This is a genomic window from Larkinella punicea, from assembly GCF_003334855.1.
Lineage (GTDB): Bacteria > Bacteroidota > Bacteroidia > Cytophagales > Spirosomataceae > Larkinella > Larkinella punicea.
Map to the genome: position 1 here is coordinate 1 of NZ_QOWE01000036.1, position 23509 is coordinate 23509.

The window sequence follows — 23509 nt, forward strand, 5'->3', positions numbered from 1 at the left end:
TTCAATGCCAAGATCAAAGCCTTCCGGGCTCAGTTCAGAGGGGTAAGAAACGTCGAGTTTTTCCTTTATCGATTAACGCAGTTATATGCTTAAACCAAGATGCTCCACAACTTTTGCTCTTGATCCAGGAAGGAAGGAAGGAAGGGAAAAAGGAAAACCGCATTGAGAACCCTTTTTCCTTTCCTCCCTTCCTTCCTCCTCTTTTTTAACTCACCGTCCCCCCGTTCCAAACCGCCTTATCCGGCCCGATCAGTGACAGGCTGCCGTCGCGGTCTTCGGCCATCAGGATCATTCCCTGCGATTCGAGCCCCATCATTTTGCGGGGAGCCAGGTTGGCCAGAAACGTTACCTGCTTGCCAATGAGGGCTTCGGGGGCAAAATGTTTGGCAATACCGCTCAGAATCTGGCGCGGGCCGGTGCCATCTTCCACTTTCAGTTTCAGGAGTTTATCACTTTTCGGGACGCGTTCGGCTTCCAGAATGGTTCCGATGCGGATGTCCATTTTAGCAAAATCATCGTATTGAATCGCCGGTTTGGCTTCCGGAATGGTTTTGGTGGCCAGTTCGTTCATGCGTTTGGATTCGTGCAGTTTAGTGACTTGTTGGGCAATTACCTCGTCTTCCAGTTTCTCGAACAGCAAAACCGCTTCGCCCAGAGCATGACCGTGGGGCAGCAAATCCGGTTTTCCCGCATTGATCCAGTGAAAAGCCGATCCGACGGCATCTTCCGGCGTAATCTGGTCGGTATTGAGCAGTTTCCGTAATTTTTCGGCGGTAAAAGGCAGAAACGGTTCACAAACGATGCTGAGACTGGCCGAAATCTGCAAGGCAATGTTCAGAATGGTATGAACGCGCGGCAAGTCGGTTTTGGCCACTTTCCACGGTTCCGTTCCGGCCAGATATTTGTTTCCCAGCCGCGCCAGATCCATCAGATACGTCAGGGCTTCGCGGAAACGGTATTGCTCGATGGCCTGACCGATGCGGTCCGGGAACTGGGCCAGTTCGTTCAAAACCGCCTGATCGGTTTCGTTCAGCTCGCCTTTCGACGGCACTTTGCCTTCACAGAATTTCTGCGTCAGCACCACCGCCCGGTTCACAAAATTGCCGAAGATCCCGACCAGTTCGCTGTTGTTGCGGGTCTGAAAATCCTTCCACGTAAACTCGCTGTCTTTGGTTTCGGGGCCGTTGGCCGCCAGCACATAGCGCAGCACATCCTGCTTGCCCGGCAGTTCGTCCAGATACTCGTGCAGCCACACCGCCCAGTTCCGCGAGGTCGAAATCTTGTCGCCCTCCAGGTTCATGAACTCGTTGGCGGGCACGTTATCGGCCAGAATATAGCTTCCCTCGTGCATCAACATCGCCGGAAAAATGATGCAGTGGAACACGATGTTGTCCTTTCCGATGAAATGAACCAGCTTCGTGTCCTTGTCACGCCAGTACAATTCCCAATCCCGGCCCTGCTGCTCGGCCCACTCCTTGGTCATCGAAATGTAGCCAATCGGCGCATCGAACCAGACGTACAGCACCTTGCCGTCGGTATCGGGCAGCGGCACCTTAATGCCCCAGTCGAGATCGCGGGTCATAGCGCGGGGCCGCAGTCCTTCTTTCAACCACGACTGGCACTGCCCCATCACGTTGGTTTTCCATTCCGGATGGCTGTTGACGTATTCCTCGATGCGCGGCTGCATCCGGTCCAGGGGCAGATACCAGTTTTTGGTGGCTTTCAAAACCGGTTTGGCCCCCGACAGCATCGAGCGCAACGGCTCTTTCAATTCGGTTGGGCTGAGTGTGGAGCCGCAGTTTTCGCACTGATCACCGTACGCATTGGGGTTTCCACAAACCGGACAAACGCCCACGATGTAGCGGTCGGCCAGAAACTGGTTGGCGGTTTCGTCGTAATACTGCTCCGTGACTTCTTCGGTGAAATGCCCGTTGTGATACAGATTCAGAAAAATCTCCCGTGAAGTTTCGTGGTGAATCGGTTTCGACGTCCGGGAATACATATCGAACGAAATCCCGAAATCTTCAAACGCCCGTTTGATCTGGACATAATATTTATCGACCACCTGCTGGGGCGTAATGCCTTCTTTCTGAGCGCGGATGGTAATGGGAACGCCGTGTTCGTCGGTGCCGCTGATGAAGGCCACGTCTTTGCCCGTTGCGCGGAGATACCGCACATAAATATCGGCGGGCAGGTAACAACCGGCGAGGTGTCCGATGTGAATCGGGCCGTTGGCGTAAATCAGGGCCGCCGTGACGGTATAACGTTGCGGATTTTCGAGTGACATGGTATTCAGTTTACGGTTTTCCGTTTACGGTTTACTCTAGAAACAATAGCGGGTTCCTTCAGGTAAAATCGCAGACTTGAAAACCTAATTTTGGCGCGAAATTAGCAAATCGGCGGCAAACGTTGTTATGTTTACAAAAATGCTCGTCACCGGGCGGATCTGAATAACACCATGGAAAGCACGAATAATTTCCTGAACTGGGTTGAAATCAAAAACTTCAAGTCGATCAAAGACCTGCGGCTGGACTGCAAGCGGGTCAACGTCTTCATCGGCAAGCCGAATGTGGGGAAATCGAATATTTTGGAAGCGTTGGGGTTGCTGGGGGCAAATTATAGTAGAGGGAAGTTCATGGAGGGTTTTATTCGATATAAGGAATTAAAACATCTTTACCGTGACGGTGATATTCATCAAACTATTCAAATTTTATCAGACCAACAAGTAGCAATTTTATACTCCTATGTTCTTAATTCTCAAATTGAAACGGCCTTTAGATTCTGGATTTCCTCTTTTTCAACCTACAAGTACATTTTAGACTTCGGAAAACATTACGCTGATTTATCAAATGATAAGAATACCCTTTCGATGGAGCTACAAATAGATGGGAAATTTAATCGTTTTAAAAACAGTGAAAATGAGAATTTTAATAATATTTACAACACTGTAAAAAAATATGACTTTACAAATCTGACAGAATTTGAAAACTTATTTCAAGAATTTCTCCTGCCACCTCAAGGGCCAAATCTCTACGAAGTAATCAGAAGAAATAAAGATTTATGGGGAGAATTTGCAAAGTTATTCACTGATCAACAACTGGAGCTTGTCTTATTTGACGCAGAACAAGAGTTTATCTTACAGAAGAAACAAGGTCCATACGTTACCCAATATCCCTTCTTTTCTATTGCCGATACCTTCCGTCGGTTCATGTTTTACATTACTGCCGTTGAATCCAATAAAGATTCGGTCATTGTATTAGAAGAACCGGAAGTTCACTCCTTCCCGCCTTATACGCAGGAATTAGCTTATCGAATAATTTACAACACTGATAACCAGTTCTTTATTTCAACACATAGTCCTTATCTGCTGCACACGTTTATTGAAAACTTAGAAGAAGACCAACTAAACGTTTTCGTAACATACTATGAAAATTATGAAACCAAAGTACATGCTTTAACCACTGAAGATTTGCGTCATATTCTTGACTTCAGTACGGACGTGTTCTTTAACCTAGATAAATTTATTCCCAATGCCGGACGTTCTGTTTCTGCCTGAGTGTTTCGCAGATACGGCACTGGTGACCATGCTACTTCCATCTGCTACGTTAATCGATCATAGTTTTGGCGTCCACAATGTTGTAAAAACAATGAAAAGTGCATCAATAAGCCAACCAATGTATAAAATCATTGGAATAATCGATAAAGATGTAACCTATAAAGCCAAGTATAGACCTCCTTATTTTGATGATTTTACGTTTGTTGATGAAAGAGATAGAATAACGCATAAACAAAAAACCGGTACTGATCAACATCTAATCATGCTTGATAAAGCAGTCGATTCATTTCTTCTCTGGAATGCGAATGAAGTGGATATTGATGTAACTAACTATGGATTTAGCCCTGAACTTCGGGAGTTTTGTAAAGCGATGAAGCGGGCAACTATTGGCTCAGACCCCAACTACCTCCAACTCCTCACCGACCTTCACACCCGCCAGGCTCCCGGTTTCATCACCCTCGAAAACATCCTGAATGACTTCTTCACTCCCTGATATCACCCTCATTACCGGCGCCAACGGCCTCATTGGCAGTCACATCATCCGGCGGTATCTCGACGCGGGCCGAACTGTGGCCGCGCTCCGGCGCGCCAACAGTGATCTGAGTTTACTGAACGACATCCAGAACCGCGTCACCTGGCTCGAAGGTGACATTCTCGATATTCCGTCGCTGGAAGACGCGCTTCAAACCGTGCAGACCTACGGCACGGTCGATGTGGTTCACGTGGCCGCCATGATTTCCTACTCGCCGAAAGACCGCGACCGCATGGACAAAGTCAATGTCGAAGGCACCGCCAATGTGGTCAATCTGTGCCTGGCGAAGCACGTCCGGAAACTGGGCTACGTCAGTTCAGTGGCCGCTGTCGGTCGACCGACGATCAAAGGCGAAAACACCAACGCAGCGATTGTGATCGATGAAACGCAGCGCTGGGAAGAGTCGCCCCAAAACTCCTTTTACGGCCAAACCAAATACCGGGCGGAACTGGAAGTCTGGCGCGGGATTGCCGAAGGGCTGGATGCCGTGATGGTCAACCCGTCGCTGGTGCTCGGCGAGGGCGACTGGACGCGCAGCAGCACGCAGCTCTTCAAGTATGCCTACGACGAAAAACCGTTCTATCCCGCCGGAATTGTCAATCTGGTCGATGTGCGGGATGTAGCCGAAGCGGTTTTTCAGCTCATGCAGAGCCCCATCACCGCCGAAAGGTTTATTCTGAGCGCAAAAAGCCTGTCGTACAAAGAATTTCTGGACCAGATGGCGGATGCAATGGGCAAAAAACGAACGAAATACCGCGTTTCACCCAAACTGACGCAATTGCTGTGGCCCGTCGAAGCCATCCGCTCCTGGATCACGGGCAAGCCCCCGCTGATTACCCGCGAAACCGCCCGGTCGGCGTCGGGACAGTATCAGTATGATGGCCGCAAGATTGAAAAAAAACTCCCGTTCCAGTATAGAAATATGGACGAAACGATTCACCGGATTTCTGTGTTTTTCAAGCAGAAGCAGTGACCATTGGACGGGAATCGGATCTAAAATACTGATCGCCAATTCATGCGAAAACCGGTCCAAAACCACTACCTCCTTTTTTTGCGCGAATAGTTGCGGAATAGATTATTAGTTGTATATTTCTACTACATTTCCACGCTGAATAGTGGTGTATAGTATATACGTAACCCCTGTACGAAGTGAATATGGAGCAAGAGTTTGAGGAAAGAGAAAGCGAAATAAAGGCCTCGATACAGCGATTTGAGAGTATGCTGGACGGCTCCGAAAACCAATTTTTCGATCTGGATGTCTACGAGCAGATGGTCGAACATTACATGGAAGAAGGCGACCTGGAAAAGGCCATGAAAGCCTGCGAAGCCGGGCTCGGAAATTTCCCCTACTCGCTGGAATTGATGCTGGATAAAGCCCAGTTGCTGGCTACGAATGGAAAATACGAGCAGGCCCTTGGCCTCCTGGATCGAGCCGCCCTGTATAATCCCAGCGACCCCGATATTCAATATATGCAGGGAACGATCAGCAACCTCGCCGGAAATTTTGAACAGTCCGTTGAGATTTTGAATGATCTGCTGGAAACCGCCGACGAGAAAGACGACATCTATTTTCAGATTGGGCAAACCTACCAGAATTGGGGAAAATACGAGCAGGCCATCGAGCATTATAAAACATCGATTAACCACAACATTAACAACGAAAATTCCCTGTACGAACTAGCGTTTTGCCTGGATTTGATCGGGGAGCTGGAAAACAGTCTGGATTATTACCAGCAACTCATCGACCGCGACCCCTATTCGCACAACGCCTGGTACAACATTGGCATTGCCTACAGCAAACTGAGCCGGTATACAGACGCGGCCGAAGCGTATGACTACGCGACGATTATCAAGGAAGATTTTGCGTCGGCGTATTTCAATCTCGGCAACACGTATATGAACCTGGGCGAGTTTGTGAAGGCGGAGGAAGCTTACCGCAGTACGCTAAAGTATGAGGAAGCTACGCCCGAAACGTATTGTTACCTGGGTGCCAGTCTGGAGAAACAAAACCGCTACGGAGAAGCCATTACGCGCTACCGCGACGCCGTTCATCTCGATAGTTTATGGGATGAGGGTTATTACGGCATCGGCGTTTGTCTGAGTGAATTGGGAAAATGGCACGAATCCATTCCGTTTTTGCGGAAAGCCCTGAAACTGAACGAGAAAAATGCCGAGTACTGGCTCGCTCTGGCCGAAACCGAGTATAAGCTGGGCAATGGCATATCGAGTCTCGAAGCGTTTGAGAAAGCCGTCGAAGCCGATCCGGCCAATGTCGATGTGTATCTGCAATGGTCGCTCGTGATGTTCGACCAGGGGGATTTCACCCGCGCCCACGAAATCATTGAGATGGGCATCGAGGAACTGCCGCAGGAAGCGGATCTATACTACCGGGCGGTGATTTACCTCATTCATGCCGGTATGTATCGCGAAGCACTTGTCAGTCTGGAAGCGGCTTTGACGCTCAACTACGACCAGCACGTTCTGTTGTTCGATTTTTTTCCGGAACTGGAAAAACAGAAAGCCCTCTACAAGATTATCGAGCAGTACCGTAAAAATTAATTTGGCGCATTCCGCCGTAAAAGCCGCCCTTTTTAGAGTGGCTTTTTTTACGGGCATAGTTTTTGCAATCGACTCGTAAACCCAATACAGACTCAACGTTATGCAGAAAACGTTATTTTCCCTCTTGTTTCTCAGTTTAGTAGTCGGATTCGCCAGTATCCAACCCGCCGTTGCCCAAAATCGACTCAAGAAAATCACCTACCCCGATGGCACGATCCGGCAGTTTTTCTACGATGCCGCCGGTAAACTCAGTAAAGAGGAGCTCACCCGCGAACAGGCACCACTCAGTCAGTTTCAGCACAGGTACGGCACCAGTGGCAAACTGACCACCTATTCGATGCGCTACCAAACCCCCGAAACGCCCTGGAATTACGGCTATTCGGAACAGTATAACTACAGCAAGGAAGGACGCCTGAATTCGAAAGAACGCTACCTGCTCCGCAAGGGGATTTCGCTGGATAAACCCGAAAAATCGCTCTTTTTTACGGACTCTCTGATCTACAACGCCACGGGTCAGATTGTGGGTCGCCAGCGGTATACCTACCCGCCCCGGGGTGAAATGGCCGGGCGCTCACCGATTACGTTAACCACCAATCAGTACCGCTACGATGCCAGCGGCAACCTGGTCGAAGAAACCGTGACCACCACCCCCCTGCAACGGAACGCAGCCGCGACCACCACCACCCGCCGGATCGTGTATGAATACGACAACAAACCCAATCCGTATTGCCTGGCCGAATGCCCGATTTTCGATCAGATGAGCTGGTCGAAAAACAACTGCATCCGGGCCTCTACGTATCAGGTGGAAGCAGGGACACAGGCCAAACCAACGGTTAGCGAATACCGCTACGTTTACGACAACAACCTGCCAGTCAGACGATTATTGGCCGAAAATTCTACCCTTCTGGAGCAGTACGAATACGAAACCTATTGATTGGACGGCTCGACTGACTCGTTGGCGCGCTTCTTCAGGTCGTAGGTGTGGGGCGGAAAAAGCATCAGCACATCGTTTTCGCCGAAGGCTTTTTTGACGGCAATGATGGCTTCGCTCAATGCCTTGGTGGCATCAACTTTGGTCGGATCGATCCAGAACCAGACCAGAAACTGGATCATTTCGAGCGAAACGCCTTTGTAGTGCATTTCAACCGGTTTGTCTTTCCGAATAAACGGCAGGGCTTTTACGGCGCTGATCGCCACCCGCTGGGCTTTGCTTAAATCATCGAGGTGCGACACCCCCGCCGTTAGTTCGATCCGCCGTTCGCCGGTGCTGGAGAAGTTGGTGATGGGCTTCTGAAAAATATCCTTGCTCGGGATTTCGATGGTTTGCCCCGCCGAATTGTCCAGCACAATCGAACGCAGTTTGATGCGGACCACTTTCCCCAGAAAACCATTGGTCTCTACCACGTCGCCAACTTCAATCGGTCGCTGAAGGGCAATGATCGTTCCTGAAATGAAGTTGGCCGTCAGGTCCTGAAAGGCAAAACCGATGGCCAGCGCCAGCACACCGGCCCCCGCCAGCAACGACGCCACGGTTTTTTCGAGCCCCAGAATATCCAGCGCAATGAACAAACCCAGCATCATAACCACCAACTGGGCGACGGTTCCGGTCAGGTTGATGAGCGACAGATTATCGCTAAACCGGTCGAAAGTCCGCACCACCAGCCTGCGGAAATACCGGGATATGAAGTTAAAAATAACAATGACCAGCAACGCCACCGCCAGATTCGGCACATACAGGACGGCGGTTTTGACCCAGCCTTCCAGACGCTCGAAAATGAGTCGCGCGACCTCTCCTACATTCAGCATAGCAATAGACAAAGTGTAATAGGGTAGAAACCGTTGCCGAAGCGGATGTGTTTCAACGAACTTACGTAGGCAGTCGCTGCATCAGTTGCTCCGTCCGGATTCCGTAGGCACACTGGAAATGGCCCAGCGGACATTTTTTGCGCCCGTGCAGACCGCAGGGACGGCAGTCGAGAATTTCCTCAATCTCGATCTGCTGCGAATCGTCGGCCAGCGGCCCGAAACCGAACTGCGGAATGGTTGAACAGAAAATGGCCGTTGTCGGGGCATTCACCGCCGACGCCAGATGCAGGGGGGCCGAATCGTTGACGTAATTCATCTGCGCCCCTTTCATCAAAGCCGCCGATTCCAGAAACGACAGTTTTCCGGAAAGATTCACCACCCGTTCGCTGCCAACCCCCTGCCGAATCCGCTCCACGGCTTCGGAGTCCGACGGGGCACCCAGCAAATATACCGTCAGCGACGGCGGTATCTGTCGCAGAAAGTCCATCCATTTTTCTTCCGGATACTGTTTGGTAAACCAGACCGATGTCGGTGCCAGGCAAATGTACGGTTTGGTCTGGTACGGTTTTATACGCTCGAAATCGCCGGGTGACGGATACAGCTTGGGCTTCAGTGCGGCATGATTCGTAAACCAGCTAACCAGTTCCGTATTGCGGTTAATCTCATGAATATCAGGCGCAATCCGATGATCGATGCCGTACGTAAAGAAGCGGGAAAACGGATTTTTCTCAAACCCAACGGTTTCGTCGGCCCCCGATAGCGCCGTTAGCAAACCCGTTGCGCCGAAGCGTTGCAGGTTGATCACCTTGTCGTAGCGACGGGGGCGAATGAGCCGGATCAAGCGCAGCAAATCGCGGTATTTACCGTTCTTTTTATCCCAGATCAGTACGTCATTCAAGTGCGGATTGTTTTTCAGTAACCCTTCGTTCCCCTTCCGAAGCAAAAAGTCGATCGTAGCATCCGGAAAATGGAAATGGAGTTTTTCGACCAGTGACGTGGCCAGAATGACATCGCCGATGAAAGCGGTTTGGACAATAAGAAACCGGGGCGGTTGATTCATCTACTAAATTTCAGAATGGCCTTTACCTCTCAACACATTAATCCATTCAATATTAGATTAAAAACCCCTGATTCCAAAAACCGGAGACCGGATTCTGTCCATTTGTGTACATCCGCTGTCCGTTTCTGGACAAATTCCCTTTCAGCCCGTCATCAAAACCGGCCCTATTGCAACCAGAAAGGCATTCTGGCAGTTTGGCAAGGCATTTGTTTAGCAAATAACAAGGAAATACAAAAAACCATGGGAAGACCATATCTGGGCGAATTTGAAGAACTGGTTTTACTCACCGTGGCGGTGCTGGACGGAAGTGCGTATGGCGTGACGATTGCGGCTGAACTAAAGCAGCGTACGGATCGCGTCATTAGCCTGAGTGGTGTTCACATCGCCTTATACCGTCTGGAGGAAAAAGGGTTCGTAAGCTCCGAACTGGGCGGTGCCACGGCCGCACGGGGTGGTCGCCGAAAGCGGTTATTTGGCATCACGGCAGCCGGCAAACAAACCTTGAGCGAGATGCGGCAGGTACGCAACGACCTCTGGGAATCCATTCCAAACCCGTCCTGGTCGAACGTATGAACACTCCCCAACCACCCGCCTGGGCCGACCGTTTGCTGAAGGGATTGTGCCCCCCCGCTTTGCAGGAAGAACTCCTGGGTGATCTGCACGAGCAGTTTGCCGATCAGGTCGCCGGGTTTGGCATCCGGAAAGCCCGGCGGCTGTACGCACTGGAAGTGATCAAATTCTGCCGACCGTATTTTCTGAAACGACGAACGGCCCATTTCATCAAACCGTCTGCCAATCCGGTTTCAAAAACCGCTCACCGATACCCTTTACGTGACGAACGCCAACCTTTTTTTCTGCAACCAGACATGCTCCGTAATTATTTAAAAATCGCCTTTCGCAACCTTTGGAAAAGCAAAGGATACGCAGCCATCAACGTGGTGGGCCTCTCGGTGGCCTTCTGCATCTGCGTTTTTTTGTTCCTGACGTCCTATCTACAGTTGACCTACGACTCCTTTCACCAGGATGGAAACCGAATTTTCAAGACTTATCTTTTTTCGAATGATCCGGAAAAAGCGACGCGCAGTGCCAACATGCCGTTGCCTTTTGTGCCGGCTCTGAAAGCCGACTATCCCGAACTGGAAGCCGCAACCCGGATTATGACCGGCCGGAAAAGCCTGGTAGAAGCGAAAGGCAAGTATTTCGACAAGCTGCTGTTACACACCGACCAGGATTTTCTGAAAATCTTTTCATTTCCCCTCCTCAAAGGGAACCGGGAAATCGCGCTTCGCGACCTGAGCAGCATCGTTCTCAGCGAGAACATGGCGACGGCCATTTTTGGCACCGAGAACCCGATGGGAAAAACCGTGCTGGTGGGCCGCGACGCCGATCAGAAGCAGTACGTTGTCACCGGCGTCATCGGCGATGCGCCCTACAACAATTCGTCGATTCAGTACGATGCCCTGGTCCGAATCGAAAATGCGCCGAACTATCAGAATAACAAAGAACAGTGGAATGGCCATTTTTATACGGTTTACCTAAAATTGCCGCCCCAGGTCGATCAGGCTACGTTCGAAAACCGCCTGAAACCATTTGCCCAAAAATACTTCTCCGGTGTGCTGAAAGACCTCAAAGAGAAAAAAGCCCGGCCCGATCAACGGGGTGATTTGTTTGCCATCCGATTGCAGCAGCTTTCCAAGGTGCATTTTGACCGGGAAATATCCGGAGGAAAAGGTGCCCCGATTGCGATTGTATATACGCTGCTGGGAATGGCCGCTTTTATCCTGCTGATTGCCAGCATCAATTTCATCAACCTGAGCATCGCCCGCTCGTTCACCCGCGCCCGGGAAGTTGGCGTCCGGAAATCGTTGGGGGCGCTTAAAAACCAGCTTTTTGTCCAGATCTGGGGTGAATCGACTCTCCTTTGTCTGGTGGGTTTTCTGGTGGGCATCCTGCTCACCTACCTGCTGATGCCGCAGTTCAACGCCACGTTCGACGCCCGGCTGAAACTGGAATACATGCTCAAACCCGGTTTTGTGGGCATGATTCTCGGCGTATTTATACTGGTTACCCTCGTGGCCGGGGGCTATCCGGCCTGGCAAATGGCGAAGTTCAACGCGGTGGAAGTGCTGAAAGGCAAACTGTCGATGAAACGGCCGGGCGTTTTACGCAACTCGCTGATCGTTACCCAATTCGCGATGTCGTGTTTGCTGGCCTGCTGCACGATCATTGCCGCCCAGCAAGTCGATCATCTGCGCACCCGGCCCCTCGGTTTTGAAAAAGAACAGGTCATCAGCATTCCGGTGGGCAATCAGGTCGACGGACGGCAAGTGCTCGGGCGGTTGCGGAACAAGTTGGCAACCGATCCTGCGGTGCTGGCCGTAACGGGCACGAGCGTCAACATCGGTCGCGGGCGGGATCGGGTTACCTCGCGCACCTCCGCCGGATTTAAATACAAGGGAAGAGAGGTCGCTACGGATATCTTGCTGGTCGATTATGATTACCTCAAAACGCTGAATATTAAGCCGGTATCTGGCCGTGACTTTAGCCGCTCCTATTCGACAGATTCCGTAAATCGGATTATTATTACCGAAAGCATGGCCAAAATGCTGGGCGAACCCAAACCGGTGGGCCTCTTTATGGGCGACGATGAAGATACGACAGGCACCAAATCGGAAATTATCGGCGTCATTCCGGATTTCCATTTGTATTCGCTGGCCGATGAAAACCGCCCCATTACGATGCATCTTTCCCATTCGGAAACCATTCATTACATCTTTATTCGGGTCACTCCGCAAAGTCTGGCGGGCTCGATGGAGAAGCTGAGAGCGGTCTGGCAGGAAGTGGCCCCGCAATCGGAATTTATGGGGACGTTTATGGATGAAAATGTTGATGCGTGGTACCAGAACGAAGAACAGATGGCAAAAATCTGCAGCCTGGCGGCCGGTATTGCCATTTTGTTGTCCTGCCTGGGTCTGTTTGCCGTGGCGATGATGGTGATCGAACAGCGAACGAAAGAAATCGGGATCCGAAAAGTGATGGGCGCCAGCATCCCGAACCTCATCGTGGTGCTATCGCGCGATTTTGTTAAACTGGTGCTGGTGGCCCTGCTGATTGCCCTTCCCATTGCCTGGTTTTTGATGAATACCTGGCTCGACAATTACCGGGAGCGCATTCAAATCAGCTTCTGGGTGTTGGCCGGTGTTGGCCTGTCCGCCATCCTGATTGCGCTGGCGACGGTCAGTTTCCAGACTATCAAAGCCGCCCTGGTGAATCCGGTAAAAAGTTTACGCAGTGAATAAAACCAAACAACAGATTCTATGAAACTCCTTTTGATTAGCCTGTTCCTAACCATCAACACGGTCGCCATGGCTCAATCTTCGCTGCGAATGCGCATTAGCGACGACGAGAAAATGCTCTCGATCCGGATCGATGGCACGCGGAACGGACGCAAAATCCATTTCAACCGGGCATTCGATGTGTCGGACATGAGTGCATTGCGCAAAGAATTGCTCAAATACCGGGTTTTCACGTCCCTCGAATTGTCGCCACCGCTGCATGAAATGCCGTGGGTCATTCTCTCGATATTGGGAGTTGTGGTCGTATTTTTCACGGGATTAGTCCTCCGGTTCCGGCCATCAAAACCGGCGCGGTTTCGATCGGTGTAAACAACTGCTACAAAATGATTCATCCCTACGGGATTTTTATGGATTCGATAATCCAATCCCGTAGGGATGAATCATTTTGTAGCCCCCGGTTTCAATCGGGGGTAGAGAATGAAACAAACAGGTCGAAAATCCCGTAGGGATGAATCATCTTGTAGACCCTCCTAAAACCGTATAAACCGGAAATAGGGCCATTCACCGGCCTTTTAGCGTGTATTGAATCGATGCGACACCTTGCACCGGTTTTCTACCAACGCCCGGCACGTAAATGGTGGTGTTCGATAAATCCGGCTTTTCGAAGACATACGTATTGGCCTGAATTCCCAGATCCAGAGTCAGGCGGGGCGCAATGTTGGTTGTAACGCCAGCAGTAATTCCCCCACTTAGAAAATTCTGCCTGTTCTTTCCTTCCCTTTCCAATCGCGGGCATGGGGCCATAACACAATACACAACCGTCGTCGATTTTCCAGTCTGATTAAGATAGCCAGCGGTTAGCTGAGGACCGAGATAAATGCGAAACTTCCCGGTTTCGTTCCAATACGCCCTGGCACCCAGTTTCAGGTATGCTCCGCCTGCTGTTCCTTCCCAATATCGATCATACGATTCATTCTGATTAGTTTGATAAAACTTCGGAAAAGAATAACCGCCGTGAAGGAAAATTTCATATCCTGGCGTTCTCAACACCGTCGCGTTTACTTCCACGGTTTTATTGAATAACGGCACCATATTCAGGCCGATCTGCGGGCTGAGTCGTTGCGCAAACAACCCATGACTTAAAGCGAGTAAACCGAGCAACAGCAGGTAGATTGTCTTCATCGTTGTATTGGGATGAACTATTCTTTGACTAAATTTAGTTTTTAATTCTGTACCTGCAACTGCACACGCAGCAAACAACCGCCGGTATTGCTGATTATCAGACCCTGGGCATCCCAACAGGGTTGGAAAAGAATGGAAGATTACGAAGTATACACCTTACCGAACGGAATCCGGATTGTTCATAAACAAGTACCGCATACCCAAATTGCCCATTGCGGCATCATGCTCGACATCGGCAGCCGCGACGAATTGCCCCAACAGGAGGGCCTGGCCCACTTCTGGGAACACATGGCGTTCAAGGGGACCAAAAAGCGCAAATCCTTTCACATCATCAACCGGCTCGAAACCGTGGGTGGTGAGTTGAATGCCTATACGACCAAGGAGAAAGTCTGTTTTCACGCGTCGGTTTTGGGGTTGCATTTCGAAAAAGCCACGGAACTGCTGGCCGATATTGCCTTCCATTCGGTGTTTCCCGAAAAGCAGATCGAAAAAGAACGGAGCGTGATTCTGGAAGAAATGGCGATGTATTACGACTCGCCCGAAGATGCGCTCCAGGATGATTTCGACCAGGTGGTTTTCAAAAACCACCCGCTGGGCGGCAACATCCTCGGCACACCCGAAACCGTCAAATCCTTTACGCGGGACCAACTCCAGTCGTTTATTGTCGACAATCTCGACACCGAACGGGTCGTTTTTTCGTCGGTCAGCAACCTGCCATTCAGCAAGGTCAAAAAGATTGCATCCAAATACCTGATCGATATTCCGCACCGCACTTCGGAGCGGAAACGGCTGGCACCCGAAAGCTATGAACCGCAGCGGGTGACCGTCGAGCGGCCCATTACGCAGGCCCAGTGCGCCATTGGCCGCCCGTCGTATGCACTGGCCGATCCCCGCCGGTTGCCGTTTTTCATGCTGGTCAATCTGCTCGGCGGACCCGGCATGAACTCCCGGCTGAACATGAACCTGCGCGAAAAATACGGACTGGTCTATTCCATCGAAGCCAGCTACACGCCCTTTCTGGATACCGGTTTTCTGGGAATTTACTTCGGCACCGACCAAAAACACCTCGACCGCAGCAGCGCGCTCATCACCCGCGAACTGAAAGCCCTGCGCGAAAAACCGCTCACCAAACTGCAACTTCACAACACGAAAGAGCAGTTGATGGGTCAGTTGGCCATGTCGGAAGAAAGCAACCAGAGTTTTATGCTCACGATGGGAAAAAGCATTCTGGACACGGGAAAACTGGACTCGCTGGAGGAGATTTTCAAGGAAATCCGGGAAGTCGATGCCGGTTTGATGCAGGATCTGGCCAACGAGATGTTCGACGAAAGCCAACTGAGCTACCTCACCTTTGTGCCGGAGCCGGACGAGGACGAATAACTACGCCCTTCCCGTTCGCTAATGTAAATCGCCGAAGCGATGATAAAATAGGAGCGGCCCATTCCCGTTAACAGAATAGTCGTATTTTTACACGGCCACCGGGTTTCGTTTTCAACCGCCTAAAGTAAACCGGGCCGAACAGGCTCACAGTCAACCGGCATGGATTTTTTGCCACCTGAAATTTCAGCGTATTCCGAAGCGCACACCTCGCCCGAAAGCGAGTTGTTGCGCCAGCTAAATCGAAACACCCGCGCCCGGATGCTCTATCCGCGGATGCTTTCCGGCCACTTGCAGGGGCGGTTTTTAGCCATGATTTCCCGGATGCTCCGCCCCCATCGAATTCTCGAAATTGGCACCTTCACGGGGTATTCTGCCCTGTGTCTGGCCGAAGGGCTGGCCGAGGATGGCGTCCTGATAACCATCGAAAAAGACGACGAACTGGAGTCCTTTGCCCGCTCCTACTGGAATCAGTCGCCGGTGGGGTCGCGGATCGACCTCCGCCTGGGCCTGGCCCCCGAACTGATCCCGACCCTCGAAGGGCCGTTCGATCTGGTCTTTATCGATGCCGATAAAGAAAATTATAGTTTGTATTACGACCTGGTTTTCGACAAGGTGCGACCGGGTGGCATCATTTTAGCTGATAATGTTCTGTGGAGCGGCAAGGTCGTCCGGCCCGTCGGCAAGGGACGCACGGCCGCCGAACGCCGGGCCGACAAAGACACGCAGGCGGTGCTTGATTTTAACCGAAAAGTGAGTGAGGATTCGCGCGTCGAGCAGGTTTTGCTGCCCGTACGGGACGGATTAATGATGATTTACAAACGATAACAGCGTATGAAAAAGAGACTTTTGACTCTCCCCTTTTTTCTTTTCTTTGCCCATTTTCTCGTTCTCTCCGGCGTCGCTCAGGTTCCCGCCGACGTTCCCGAATCCATCCGCTTCGCCGATCTGACAGTCCGTTTTGACGAAGGCGCCCGCCGAATTATCCGACAGGACATTACCTCTCTGGTTCAATCCAACAAAAAATACTGGGATGCTAAACTCGACCGCGTCGTCCTCTACTTTCCGCTGATCGAATCCATTCTGGCGGAAGAAGAAGTACCGGTCGATCTGAAGTATCTGGCCGTTCAGGAAAGCTCGCTGGTTCCCGACGCGGTTTCGTCCTCAACGGCCGTTGGCTACTGGCAATTCAAAAAAGAAACCGCTACCGACCACGGCATGCGCGTCGATGACGAAGTGGACGAGCGCAAAAGCATCGTTGCCTCCACGCGCGGAGCCGCCCGGTATTTCAAACGAAACAACACGGTTTACAACAACTGGGTATCGTCCCTGTTTTCGTATTACCTCGGCACCACCGGCATCAGCAAACTCGTGCCGGCGGAATGGTCTTACGCCCAGGAAGTCACGCTGGACAGCAAAACCGACCGCTACATTCTTCGTTTTTTTGCCCATAAACTGGCTTTCGAAAGCGTTTTGCCTTCTTTTCAGACTGCCAATTCCGTGGCGCTGATTGAATATCCGTATGGCAGTGGAAAAAGCGTGGCCCGGGTTTCGGAAGATCTGAAAATCAGCGAACCGGAAATCCGGAAATACAACCGCTGGATTCTGGGCGACCAGATTCCGTCCGACAAGGAATACGTTCTGGCCATTCCGGCCACGGGCGATCAGGCGGCTGCGCTCCGGCGTCAGGCCCAGCAAGCCAAACTGGTTGCGCAAACCAAAGCCCCGGAAGCAGTGGCGAGAGCGAAATTCGACACCGGTTTTCCGGTTTTGCGCAAGGTGAATTATTCGAAAGGCAAACCGGATGTGGTGCTGTATGAAATCAACGGCTTGCCGGGGATTCAGGCGCTGGCGGGTGACAATGCCTCGACGCTGGCCCGCAAAGCCCGGATCAGCGTGTCGAGTTTCCTGCGTTACAACGACATGAGCGACCGCGACCCGGTGACTGAAAATGAAGTCTATTACCTGGCAAAGAAAATGCGGAAGGCGGTTGTTCCCCACCACACGGTGCAGGTGGGCGAAACCGTGCGGAGCATTTCGCAGATGTATGGACTGCGGCTGAAAAAACTCCTGCGCTACAACCGCATTGATCGCTCCGACCGTTTGCAGGTGGGCCGGGTCATGTGGCTGCGCGAACGTCGTCCGGGCAACAAACCCGTCGAAATCATCAAAACGCCGACCAACTCAGCCCCCGCTTCCCGACCGATTGCGAGCCAATCCAGCCCGAGCGAAAACCGGGTAAGCCAGTCGACTCCTTCCGATCGCCCGGCGAATACCATTCCCAGAAATGCCTCCGAACGCAAACTGTATTCGCCGAAACTGGTCGAATCGAAGGACGCGCCCGCAGCCAGCCCTTCGCCAGCCCCGGATACGCGCGTAGCGAACACCACACCAGCCAGCGCACCCGCCAGCCGACCCATTGACAATCAGGAGAACGCTGTAAATACGGTGGTAAAACCGCCGGTTTCTGAGCCGACGGTCGCCAGCACCCCGACGGTGACTACGCAGAATTCCGGTTCGACGCAACGGGTTGTTATCGTTCGCCCGGAACGCTCGACCGACTTCGACAGCGAACCGGCCCCTACCCCCAGCCGAACCACGACGTCAGCACCGGTTAGCCGTCCAGCCGAGCGGAAACCGGGTACATCTGCTCCCGTAACCGCCAGTGCCAAACGCCCCGCGACCGAACCGATGGAAGAATCATCGTCCAGAGTAACCCGCACTACTTCACCTCCCGCAACGACGACGCGGTCTGCCGGATCAATGACGCACCGAGTGGAGCCGGGACAAACGTATTACAGCATTTCGCGGCTCTATAACGTCTCGGTCAACGACCTGCTGGCCTGGAACCGCCTGACCCAGAACGACAAACTGGCGGTGGGTCAATCGCTGGTGATCAAAGGTGATGGGGCCGTATCCAAAAGCCAGCCTGTCACGTCCGGCAGTTCGACAACCGATACGCAGGTTTCGGAGGAAATTGTTTACCATACCGTGCAGAAGGGAGAAACCATGTTCCGCATTTCGAGACAATATGGCGTTACGGTTGAGCAGATTCAGACCTGGAACCAGCTATCGGGTGGCGGGGTCAACGTGGGTCAACAGTTGAAAATAATCAAGAAATAAGACTCGTCCGATAAATCCATGATACTCATTGACAATACCTGCATCAGCGATGATGTGGCCGAGAAGTTTTTCGTTTGTAACCTGGACAAATGCAAGGGTGCCTGCTGCGTCGAAGGCGATCTGGGCGCACCGCTGGAGACCTCGGAACTGGCGGTACTGGACGAAATCTATCCGCTGGTCAAACCGTACCTGATGCCCGAAGGCGTTGCCGCCATTGAAAAGCACGGTTTGTACGAATCCGACGAGGATGGCGGCTTTGTGACCACCACCATCGAAGGGCGCGAATGCGTTTTTGCCAATTACGACAAACGCGGTATTCTGAAATGCGGCATCGAGGAAGCGTACAACGATGGAAAAGTGGATTTCAAGAAACCCATTTCGTGCCATCTGTACCCGATCCGGATCACCAAATACGACAGTTTTCACGCCCTCAATTACGACCGCTGGCCCATTTGCAGCCCCGCCTGTGACTTTGGCGAACAACTGGGCGTCGAAGTCTACAAGTTTCTGAAAGAACCGTTGATCCGCATGTACGGACCAGCGTGGTATGGCGAGCTGGTGAAAGAAATCGAAGAGAAGTAGCCCCGATTCGGGTGATATGGAACACCGCGATTATTTTGAAGATGTCTACGATGTGGTTCGGCTCGTTCCGGCGGGGCGGGTGACGACCTACGGCGCTATTGCTCAGTACCTGAGTCTTCGCGCCGGGGCTCGCATGGTGGGCTGGGCCATGAACGCGGCCCACGGGCGCGATGTACCGGCCCACCGCGTTGTCAACCGCATCGGCGTTTTGTCGGGTAAACATTTTTTTGGCAGCCCAACCGCCATGCAGGATTTGTTAGTGGCCGAAGGAGTGTTGGTACAGGACGACCGCGTCGTGGAATTCAGAAAAGTGCTTTGGGACCCGACAACCGAATTGCTATAACCGGAAGCTCAGAGCAGCTTGGACCAGCGAACGCTGGGAACTTCCAGAAAACAGGCCTGCATGCTAATGACGAGGTGGTTGTAATCATCCATCAGATTGGGTTTTTGGAGATACCCATTGGCGCCCAGACTATAGGCTTTTTGCACCAAATCTTCCTCAATGGAGGTCGATAACATCACAGTCGGAATATGCTTTAAAGAATCGTTGGTTTTGATCGCTTCCAATACTTCGATTCCGCTCATCCGGTGCATATTGACGTCCAGAATAATAAGTCCGCATCGGGCAATTTTCTCTTCAGCATCGTCGCTTTCCAGCAAACTGTGCATCAACTGCTCCCCATCTTCAAATTGCAGAATCTGGTGTTTTGCCCCTACATTTTGAAACGCCCGGTGAATAAAATGGCGATCATCTTCATCATCATCGACAATAATGACACAGATTTTTCGCTGTAAGGAAGGAGAATGCAATAACTTGGCCGACTGTGGCATTTTGATATTAATCAGATAAAGGATGCCGTTACGATGGTGTACATTACTAGCAATAAAATTAGTAAACAGACCCGATTAACAGAGATTATTTCATATGAATAAAAGCTAGAAATAAGCCGTTTTAAAATAAAAACCCGCTTACTTCGATGTAAGATTTAGAACGGTTTATAACAATTCTAAATCAGGCCTTTGTTTCGTATTAAAAATACAAAAAAATAACGGTTTTACAAATTTTTAAGGTAAGCGCGCCCACCCAGATACCGCATCTGGCGGGCAATCTGGCGGGTGCGTTTCTGGGTGTAGGCCGACGGTTTTTTGATGGAGAACAAACGTGGATTGGGCAGAACGGCGGCAATGCGGGCAGCCTCGGTTCGCGTCAGAGATTGGGCCGAATGACCATAATACCGCCGGGAAGCGGCCTCGACGCCGAAGGTCAGCGGGCCGGTTTCGGCCACGTTCAGATACACTTCCAGGATGCGTTCCTTGCCCCAGATCAGTTCGATCAGAAACGTGAAATAGACTTCCAGCCCTTTGCGCAGGTAGCTGCGACCATTCCACAGAAAAACATTTTTGGCCACCTGCTGCGAAATCGTGCTGGCACCCCGCGGTCGTTTCCGGTGCTGGTTGTCTTTGATCGCATCCTGAATTTCGTCGAAATCAAATCCCCAATGGGTTGGAAACGCCTGGTCTTCCGACGCCACGACGGCCAGCGCTACTTCCTTCGAAATCGATTCGTAGGGCGTCCAGTTCTTGTAGAGCTTGCTGTCCTGATCCTCACCCATCGCTTCCAGTTTCCGCGAAATCATCAGGGGCGTAAACGAAACCGGCAGGTATTTCAGCAGCACCACCCAGCCAAACGAAAGCAGAAAGGACAGCGTGACCAATTTAGCAACCAGCCGAACCGCCCGTTCCAGCCACGGACGCTGACGGAGAGAAGCCCCCATACGCGGGGACTGGCCCGAACGGGAGGAAGCCGAAGGAGGGGTTGACGAGCGCAAACGATTGACTTTAGCGGAACGAAGAGTACTCATTAAACGTAAAAATAATAAAGAGTAATGAGTTATGAGTGAAGAATTAAGAGTTATGAGTTTTGGGTTAGCATATGTCATCCAACTCATAACTCTTAATTCTTCACTTTTAACTTATAAAAAGCTCCGAGGCTACGCGGTCGGCGAACAGTTTGCCGGCTTCGGTTAAGGTTAGCCGATGGTTCCGGAGCGAGAGCCAGCCCCGGTTGTATAAATTTTGCAGTTCAGTCCGGCGAAGTGCCTCGAAATCGGTTCCGGCCAGCGCCGTCAGTTCCCGGACGTCGCAGCCCCATTTCGTCCGGATTCCCGTCAAAATATACTCGTTTACCTGATCGGCCTTCGACAATTCCTCGACGGTACCCGGAATTTCGCCCTTTTCTATGGCCCGGACATACTGCGCATTGTTGGCGACATTATACTGACGGCTGTGGTGGTTGAACGAGTGCGCACTCGGGCCAATGCCGAGATAGGGCCGCCGTTTCCAGTAGCTGCTGTTGTGGCGGGCTTCCCAACCGGGACGGGCAAAATTCGAGATTTCGTACTGTTCGTAACCATTCGCCACCAGCGTTCGCACGAGGATCGTAAACTGGTCGGCGGCAAATTCGTCATCGGCAGCCTGCATCCGGCCTTTTTTTTGCCAATTCCCAAAAACCGTTCCTGGTTCGATGGTCAGACAATAGGCCGAAATGTGCGGGATTCCAAACGACAGAGCTTTCGCCAGATCGGCTTCCCAAACGCCGTGGGTTTCGGCGGGAATGCCGTAAATCAGATCGATCGTGAGGTTATCAAAACCGGCTTCCCGGGCTAATTGCACACATTTTTCGGCTTCGGAAGCCGAATGGGCGCGGTTCATCAGGCGTAAATTGGGTTCGTGAAACGACTGAATGCCAATGCTCAACCGGTTGACGTATTGCCGAAAAAGCCGCAACGGAGCCAGCGGGTCGTCTGCTGGTCCCACCAAATCGTCCGGATTGGCTTCGAGTGTGATTTCTGCGTCTGGAGCCACGGTATAAAACCGGTGAATCGTCTCGAAAATCAGTTGCAATTCAGCTTCATTCAGCAACGAGGGCGTGCCTCCGCCCAGGTAAATGGTTTCCAGATGGCGGGTGGGCAGGTAGTCTTTTTGCAGTTCAATTTCCCGGCAAAGGGCCTCGACCAAAGTAGCTTTCTGCTTCAGACTGGTGCTAAAATGAAAGTCACAATAGTGACAGGCCTGTTTGCAGAAAGGGATGTGGATGTAGAGATGCATCGGCGAAACTACAAATCTGGACCGGATCAAGTTCCCCGCGAACGACGGAGTGAACCCGGTTTGCCGGTAGAAAGCCGGGCTTTACAGTGTCTTTTCCAACACCAGCGTGGTGTGGCTATTGGCACTGGTGATGGTACCGATAATGTCAAAACCGTGTCGCAGGTTCAGGATGAGCATGTCGCGCCATTGATTGCGGGTGTGGGTCCGAACGGTCTGGTAGCCGTTGGTTTTGCACCAGTCGTGTTGTTGCTTCATCAGTTCGCCCGCGATGCCCTGCCGCCGGTAATCCGGGTTTACGCAGCCCAGCCAACTGTAGAAATGACCCGGTTTACGCTGATATCCCATTTTATAGCCCACAATCGTATCATCGTCGGTAGCCACAATCGTCAGCAACCGGCGGTTTTTCATTTCCTCAAATTCCTGAAAAAGCTGGTCGGGTGTCTGACCGGTGAATACACGCTGGTGCAATTGGATTATTCCTTGCAGTGTAGTTTCGGGGGGGAAACCGTCGTAAATTTCGTAGTGGCATTTCATACCACAAAGTTGGCAGAAATACCGCTTATCTTTTTACAGTACGGTTAAAAAAGAAGAAGGTGTACTGGGAAAAACTTTTACTTTTCGGGGCACTTTTTGCAGTGATTCCCTTTCTTTTTCCATTTTTTGCAGCACTTTTTAAACACACAGTCCACCTCACCCAGAAAAGGGTTGGCACCAAACGCTTTGGCATTTTCGGCTACAAAAGAGAACTCAAACGATTTTTCGGTCAATTCATTCATGGCGCTTTCAACATTGCGCAACAAAAGTATTATTTATTTAGAATAAGTACAAATATTGTTTTTAAACGGGACACGAATTTTCAAGCCCATTATAAAACTTTTGCTTATTGCCCCTAAATCCCCTTCAGGGCAGGGCTGTTACGTTCTTTTTTTACACCAAATTAGCTTTGGTTTAGCCATGGAGAACTTCGTCAATGCTTGATCTACCCCACACTCGTTTAAACCACGCTATCAGGTAATAGAAATGTATGCCCCGCGCTTAGGAATTGATTACGTGCCATCGGCACGAGATGTTTGTAGTAGAACGAGCCCCCGCATCCTCCGTCGTGCCGTTAGGTACGAAATCTCCAGTGCCTGTTTCGTACCTAACGGCACGACGGAGGATGCGGGGGCTCGTTCTACTACAAACATCAGTCCGCTACGCGGCCAGTATTTCCCAGGTTCGTGTCCATATGGTAAAACGATGGGCCAATAAAATTTGGCATTTTTGCTAAAAAAGTACGGCTCTAATCAGAACGTAACAGCCCTGCCCTAAAGGGGACTTGGACACTG

Annotated in this window: 22 protein-coding genes; 14 read left to right on the forward strand and 8 right to left on the reverse strand. The window is 51.3% G+C overall.

All coding sequences use genetic code 11. The features are described from left to right. The coding region (locus tag DUE52_RS33185) for a hypothetical protein (RefSeq protein ID WP_222930348.1) at nt 1–209 on the forward strand (209 nt) is incomplete at its 5' end. Here DUE52_RS33185 and metG read toward each other — a convergent pair. Continuing rightward, nucleotides 206–2287 carry a methionine--tRNA ligase gene (gene metG / locus DUE52_RS30245; RefSeq protein WP_114409881.1) on the reverse strand — a complete coding sequence of 694 codons (2082 nt, stop codon included), beginning with the start codon at nt 2285–2287 and terminating at the stop codon, nt 206–208. The two genes, DUE52_RS33185 and metG, sit on opposite strands and share 4 nt — an antisense overlap. Before the next feature lie 171 nt (nt 2288–2458). Between metG and DUE52_RS30250 the strand changes: the two genes are divergently transcribed. From DUE52_RS30250 to DUE52_RS30270, 5 genes are all read left to right on the forward strand, one after another. Beyond that, complete coding sequence (locus DUE52_RS30250; protein WP_114409882.1) at nt 2459–3556, forward strand: AAA family ATPase; 1098 nt, start codon at nt 2459–2461, stop codon at nt 3554–3556. Then, entirely contained in the window at nt 3531–4049 is a 519-nt protein-coding gene (locus DUE52_RS30255) for a hypothetical protein (protein WP_114409883.1), read from the forward strand. Before DUE52_RS30250 ends, DUE52_RS30255 begins: the two co-directional genes overlap by 26 nt. Beyond that, the gene (locus DUE52_RS30260; RefSeq protein ID WP_114409884.1) at nt 4030–5061 is read left to right on the forward strand and encodes an SDR family NAD(P)-dependent oxidoreductase; all 1032 of its coding nucleotides are present in this window, start codon (nt 4030–4032) and stop codon (nt 5059–5061) included. The genes DUE52_RS30255 and DUE52_RS30260 overlap by 20 nt, the downstream gene beginning before the upstream one ends. A gap of 182 nt (nt 5062–5243) precedes the next feature. Beyond that, nucleotides 5244–6647 (forward strand): tetratricopeptide repeat protein, encoded by a 1404-nt coding sequence (locus DUE52_RS30265; RefSeq protein ID WP_114409885.1) that lies wholly within the window; start codon nt 5244–5246, stop codon nt 6645–6647. 100 nt (nt 6648–6747) lie between these two features. Next, nucleotides 6748–7581 (forward strand): hypothetical protein, encoded by an 834-nt coding sequence (locus DUE52_RS30270; RefSeq protein ID WP_114409886.1) that lies wholly within the window; start codon nt 6748–6750, stop codon nt 7579–7581. Here the strand turns inward: DUE52_RS30270 and DUE52_RS30275 are convergent. After that, nucleotides 7575–8453: a mechanosensitive ion channel family protein gene (locus tag DUE52_RS30275; RefSeq protein ID WP_114409887.1), complete on the reverse strand. Its 879-nt coding sequence runs from the start codon at nt 8451–8453 to the stop codon at nt 7575–7577. The genes DUE52_RS30270 and DUE52_RS30275 overlap by 7 nt on opposite strands. A gap of 61 nt (nt 8454–8514) precedes the next feature. Continuing rightward, on the reverse strand, nt 8515–9513 hold the full coding sequence (locus tag DUE52_RS30280) for a glycosyltransferase family 9 protein (RefSeq protein WP_114409888.1): 999 nt from the start codon (nt 9511–9513) through the stop codon (nt 8515–8517). 240 nt (nt 9514–9753) lie between these two features. Between DUE52_RS30280 and DUE52_RS30285 the strand changes: the two genes are divergently transcribed. Genes DUE52_RS30285 through DUE52_RS30295 form a run of 3 tightly spaced genes read left to right on the forward strand, consistent with a single transcriptional unit; the run spans nt 9754 to nt 13178 of the window. Continuing rightward, nucleotides 9754–10086, forward strand: coding sequence for a PadR family transcriptional regulator (locus DUE52_RS30285; protein ID WP_114409889.1), 333 nt, complete (start codon nt 9754–9756; stop codon nt 10084–10086). Then, complete coding sequence (locus tag DUE52_RS30290) at nt 10083–12812, forward strand: FtsX-like permease family protein (RefSeq protein ID WP_222930349.1); 2730 nt, start codon at nt 10083–10085, stop codon at nt 12810–12812. Before DUE52_RS30285 ends, DUE52_RS30290 begins: the two co-directional genes overlap by 4 nt. Before the next feature lie 18 nt (nt 12813–12830). Beyond that, nucleotides 12831–13178, forward strand: a complete 348-nt coding sequence (locus DUE52_RS30295) for a hypothetical protein (RefSeq protein ID WP_114409890.1) — start codon at nt 12831–12833, stop codon at nt 13176–13178. A 192-nt stretch (nt 13179–13370) separates the two neighbouring features. Here DUE52_RS30295 and DUE52_RS30300 read toward each other — a convergent pair whose 3' ends face one another. Beyond that, a complete protein-coding gene (locus DUE52_RS30300) occupies nt 13371–13991 on the reverse strand; it encodes a hypothetical protein (RefSeq protein ID WP_114409891.1) in 621 nt (206 codons plus the stop codon). 132 nt (nt 13992–14123) lie between these two features. On the opposite strand from DUE52_RS30300, the gene DUE52_RS30305 reads away from it, so the two are divergent. The 5 genes from DUE52_RS30305 to DUE52_RS30325 all read left to right on the forward strand — a co-directional run bounded on the left by DUE52_RS30305 (nt 14124) and on the right by DUE52_RS30325 (nt 19416). After that, entirely contained in the window at nt 14124–15371 is a 1248-nt protein-coding gene (locus DUE52_RS30305) for a M16 family metallopeptidase (RefSeq protein WP_114409892.1), read from the forward strand. 159 nt (nt 15372–15530) lie between these two features. After that, a complete protein-coding gene (locus DUE52_RS30310) occupies nt 15531–16196 on the forward strand; it encodes an O-methyltransferase (RefSeq protein ID WP_114409893.1) in 666 nt (221 codons plus the stop codon). Between the two features lie 6 nt (nt 16197–16202). Beyond that, the gene (locus tag DUE52_RS30315; protein WP_114409894.1) at nt 16203–18491 is read left to right on the forward strand and encodes a LysM peptidoglycan-binding domain-containing protein; all 2289 of its coding nucleotides are present in this window, start codon (nt 16203–16205) and stop codon (nt 18489–18491) included. 18 nt (nt 18492–18509) lie between these two features. Beyond that, nucleotides 18510–19073 carry a DUF3109 family protein gene (locus tag DUE52_RS30320; RefSeq protein WP_114409895.1) on the forward strand — a complete coding sequence of 188 codons (564 nt, stop codon included), beginning with the start codon at nt 18510–18512 and terminating at the stop codon, nt 19071–19073. Nucleotides 19074–19089: 16 nt separating this feature from the next. Then, complete coding sequence (locus DUE52_RS30325; protein WP_114409896.1) at nt 19090–19416, forward strand: MGMT family protein; 327 nt, start codon at nt 19090–19092, stop codon at nt 19414–19416. Nucleotides 19417–19424: 8 nt separating this feature from the next. On the opposite strand, the gene DUE52_RS30330 is transcribed toward DUE52_RS30325, so the two are convergent. The 4 genes from DUE52_RS30330 to DUE52_RS30345 form a co-directional block, all read right to left on the reverse strand. Continuing rightward, entirely contained in the window at nt 19425–19904 is a 480-nt protein-coding gene (locus DUE52_RS30330; RefSeq protein WP_114409897.1) for a response regulator, read from the reverse strand. A 224-nt stretch (nt 19905–20128) separates the two neighbouring features. Next, the gene (gene mtgA / locus DUE52_RS30335; protein WP_170315715.1) at nt 20129–20848 is read right to left on the reverse strand and encodes a monofunctional biosynthetic peptidoglycan transglycosylase; all 720 of its coding nucleotides are present in this window, start codon (nt 20846–20848) and stop codon (nt 20129–20131) included. Between the two features lie 193 nt (nt 20849–21041). Further along, on the reverse strand, nt 21042–22181 hold the full coding sequence (gene hemW, locus DUE52_RS30340; RefSeq protein ID WP_114409898.1) for a radical SAM family heme chaperone HemW: 1140 nt from the start codon (nt 22179–22181) through the stop codon (nt 21042–21044). 81 nt (nt 22182–22262) lie between these two features. Further along, entirely contained in the window at nt 22263–22715 is a 453-nt protein-coding gene (locus DUE52_RS30345) for a GNAT family N-acetyltransferase (RefSeq protein WP_114409899.1), read from the reverse strand. Nucleotides 22716–23509 lie beyond the last annotated feature (794 nt).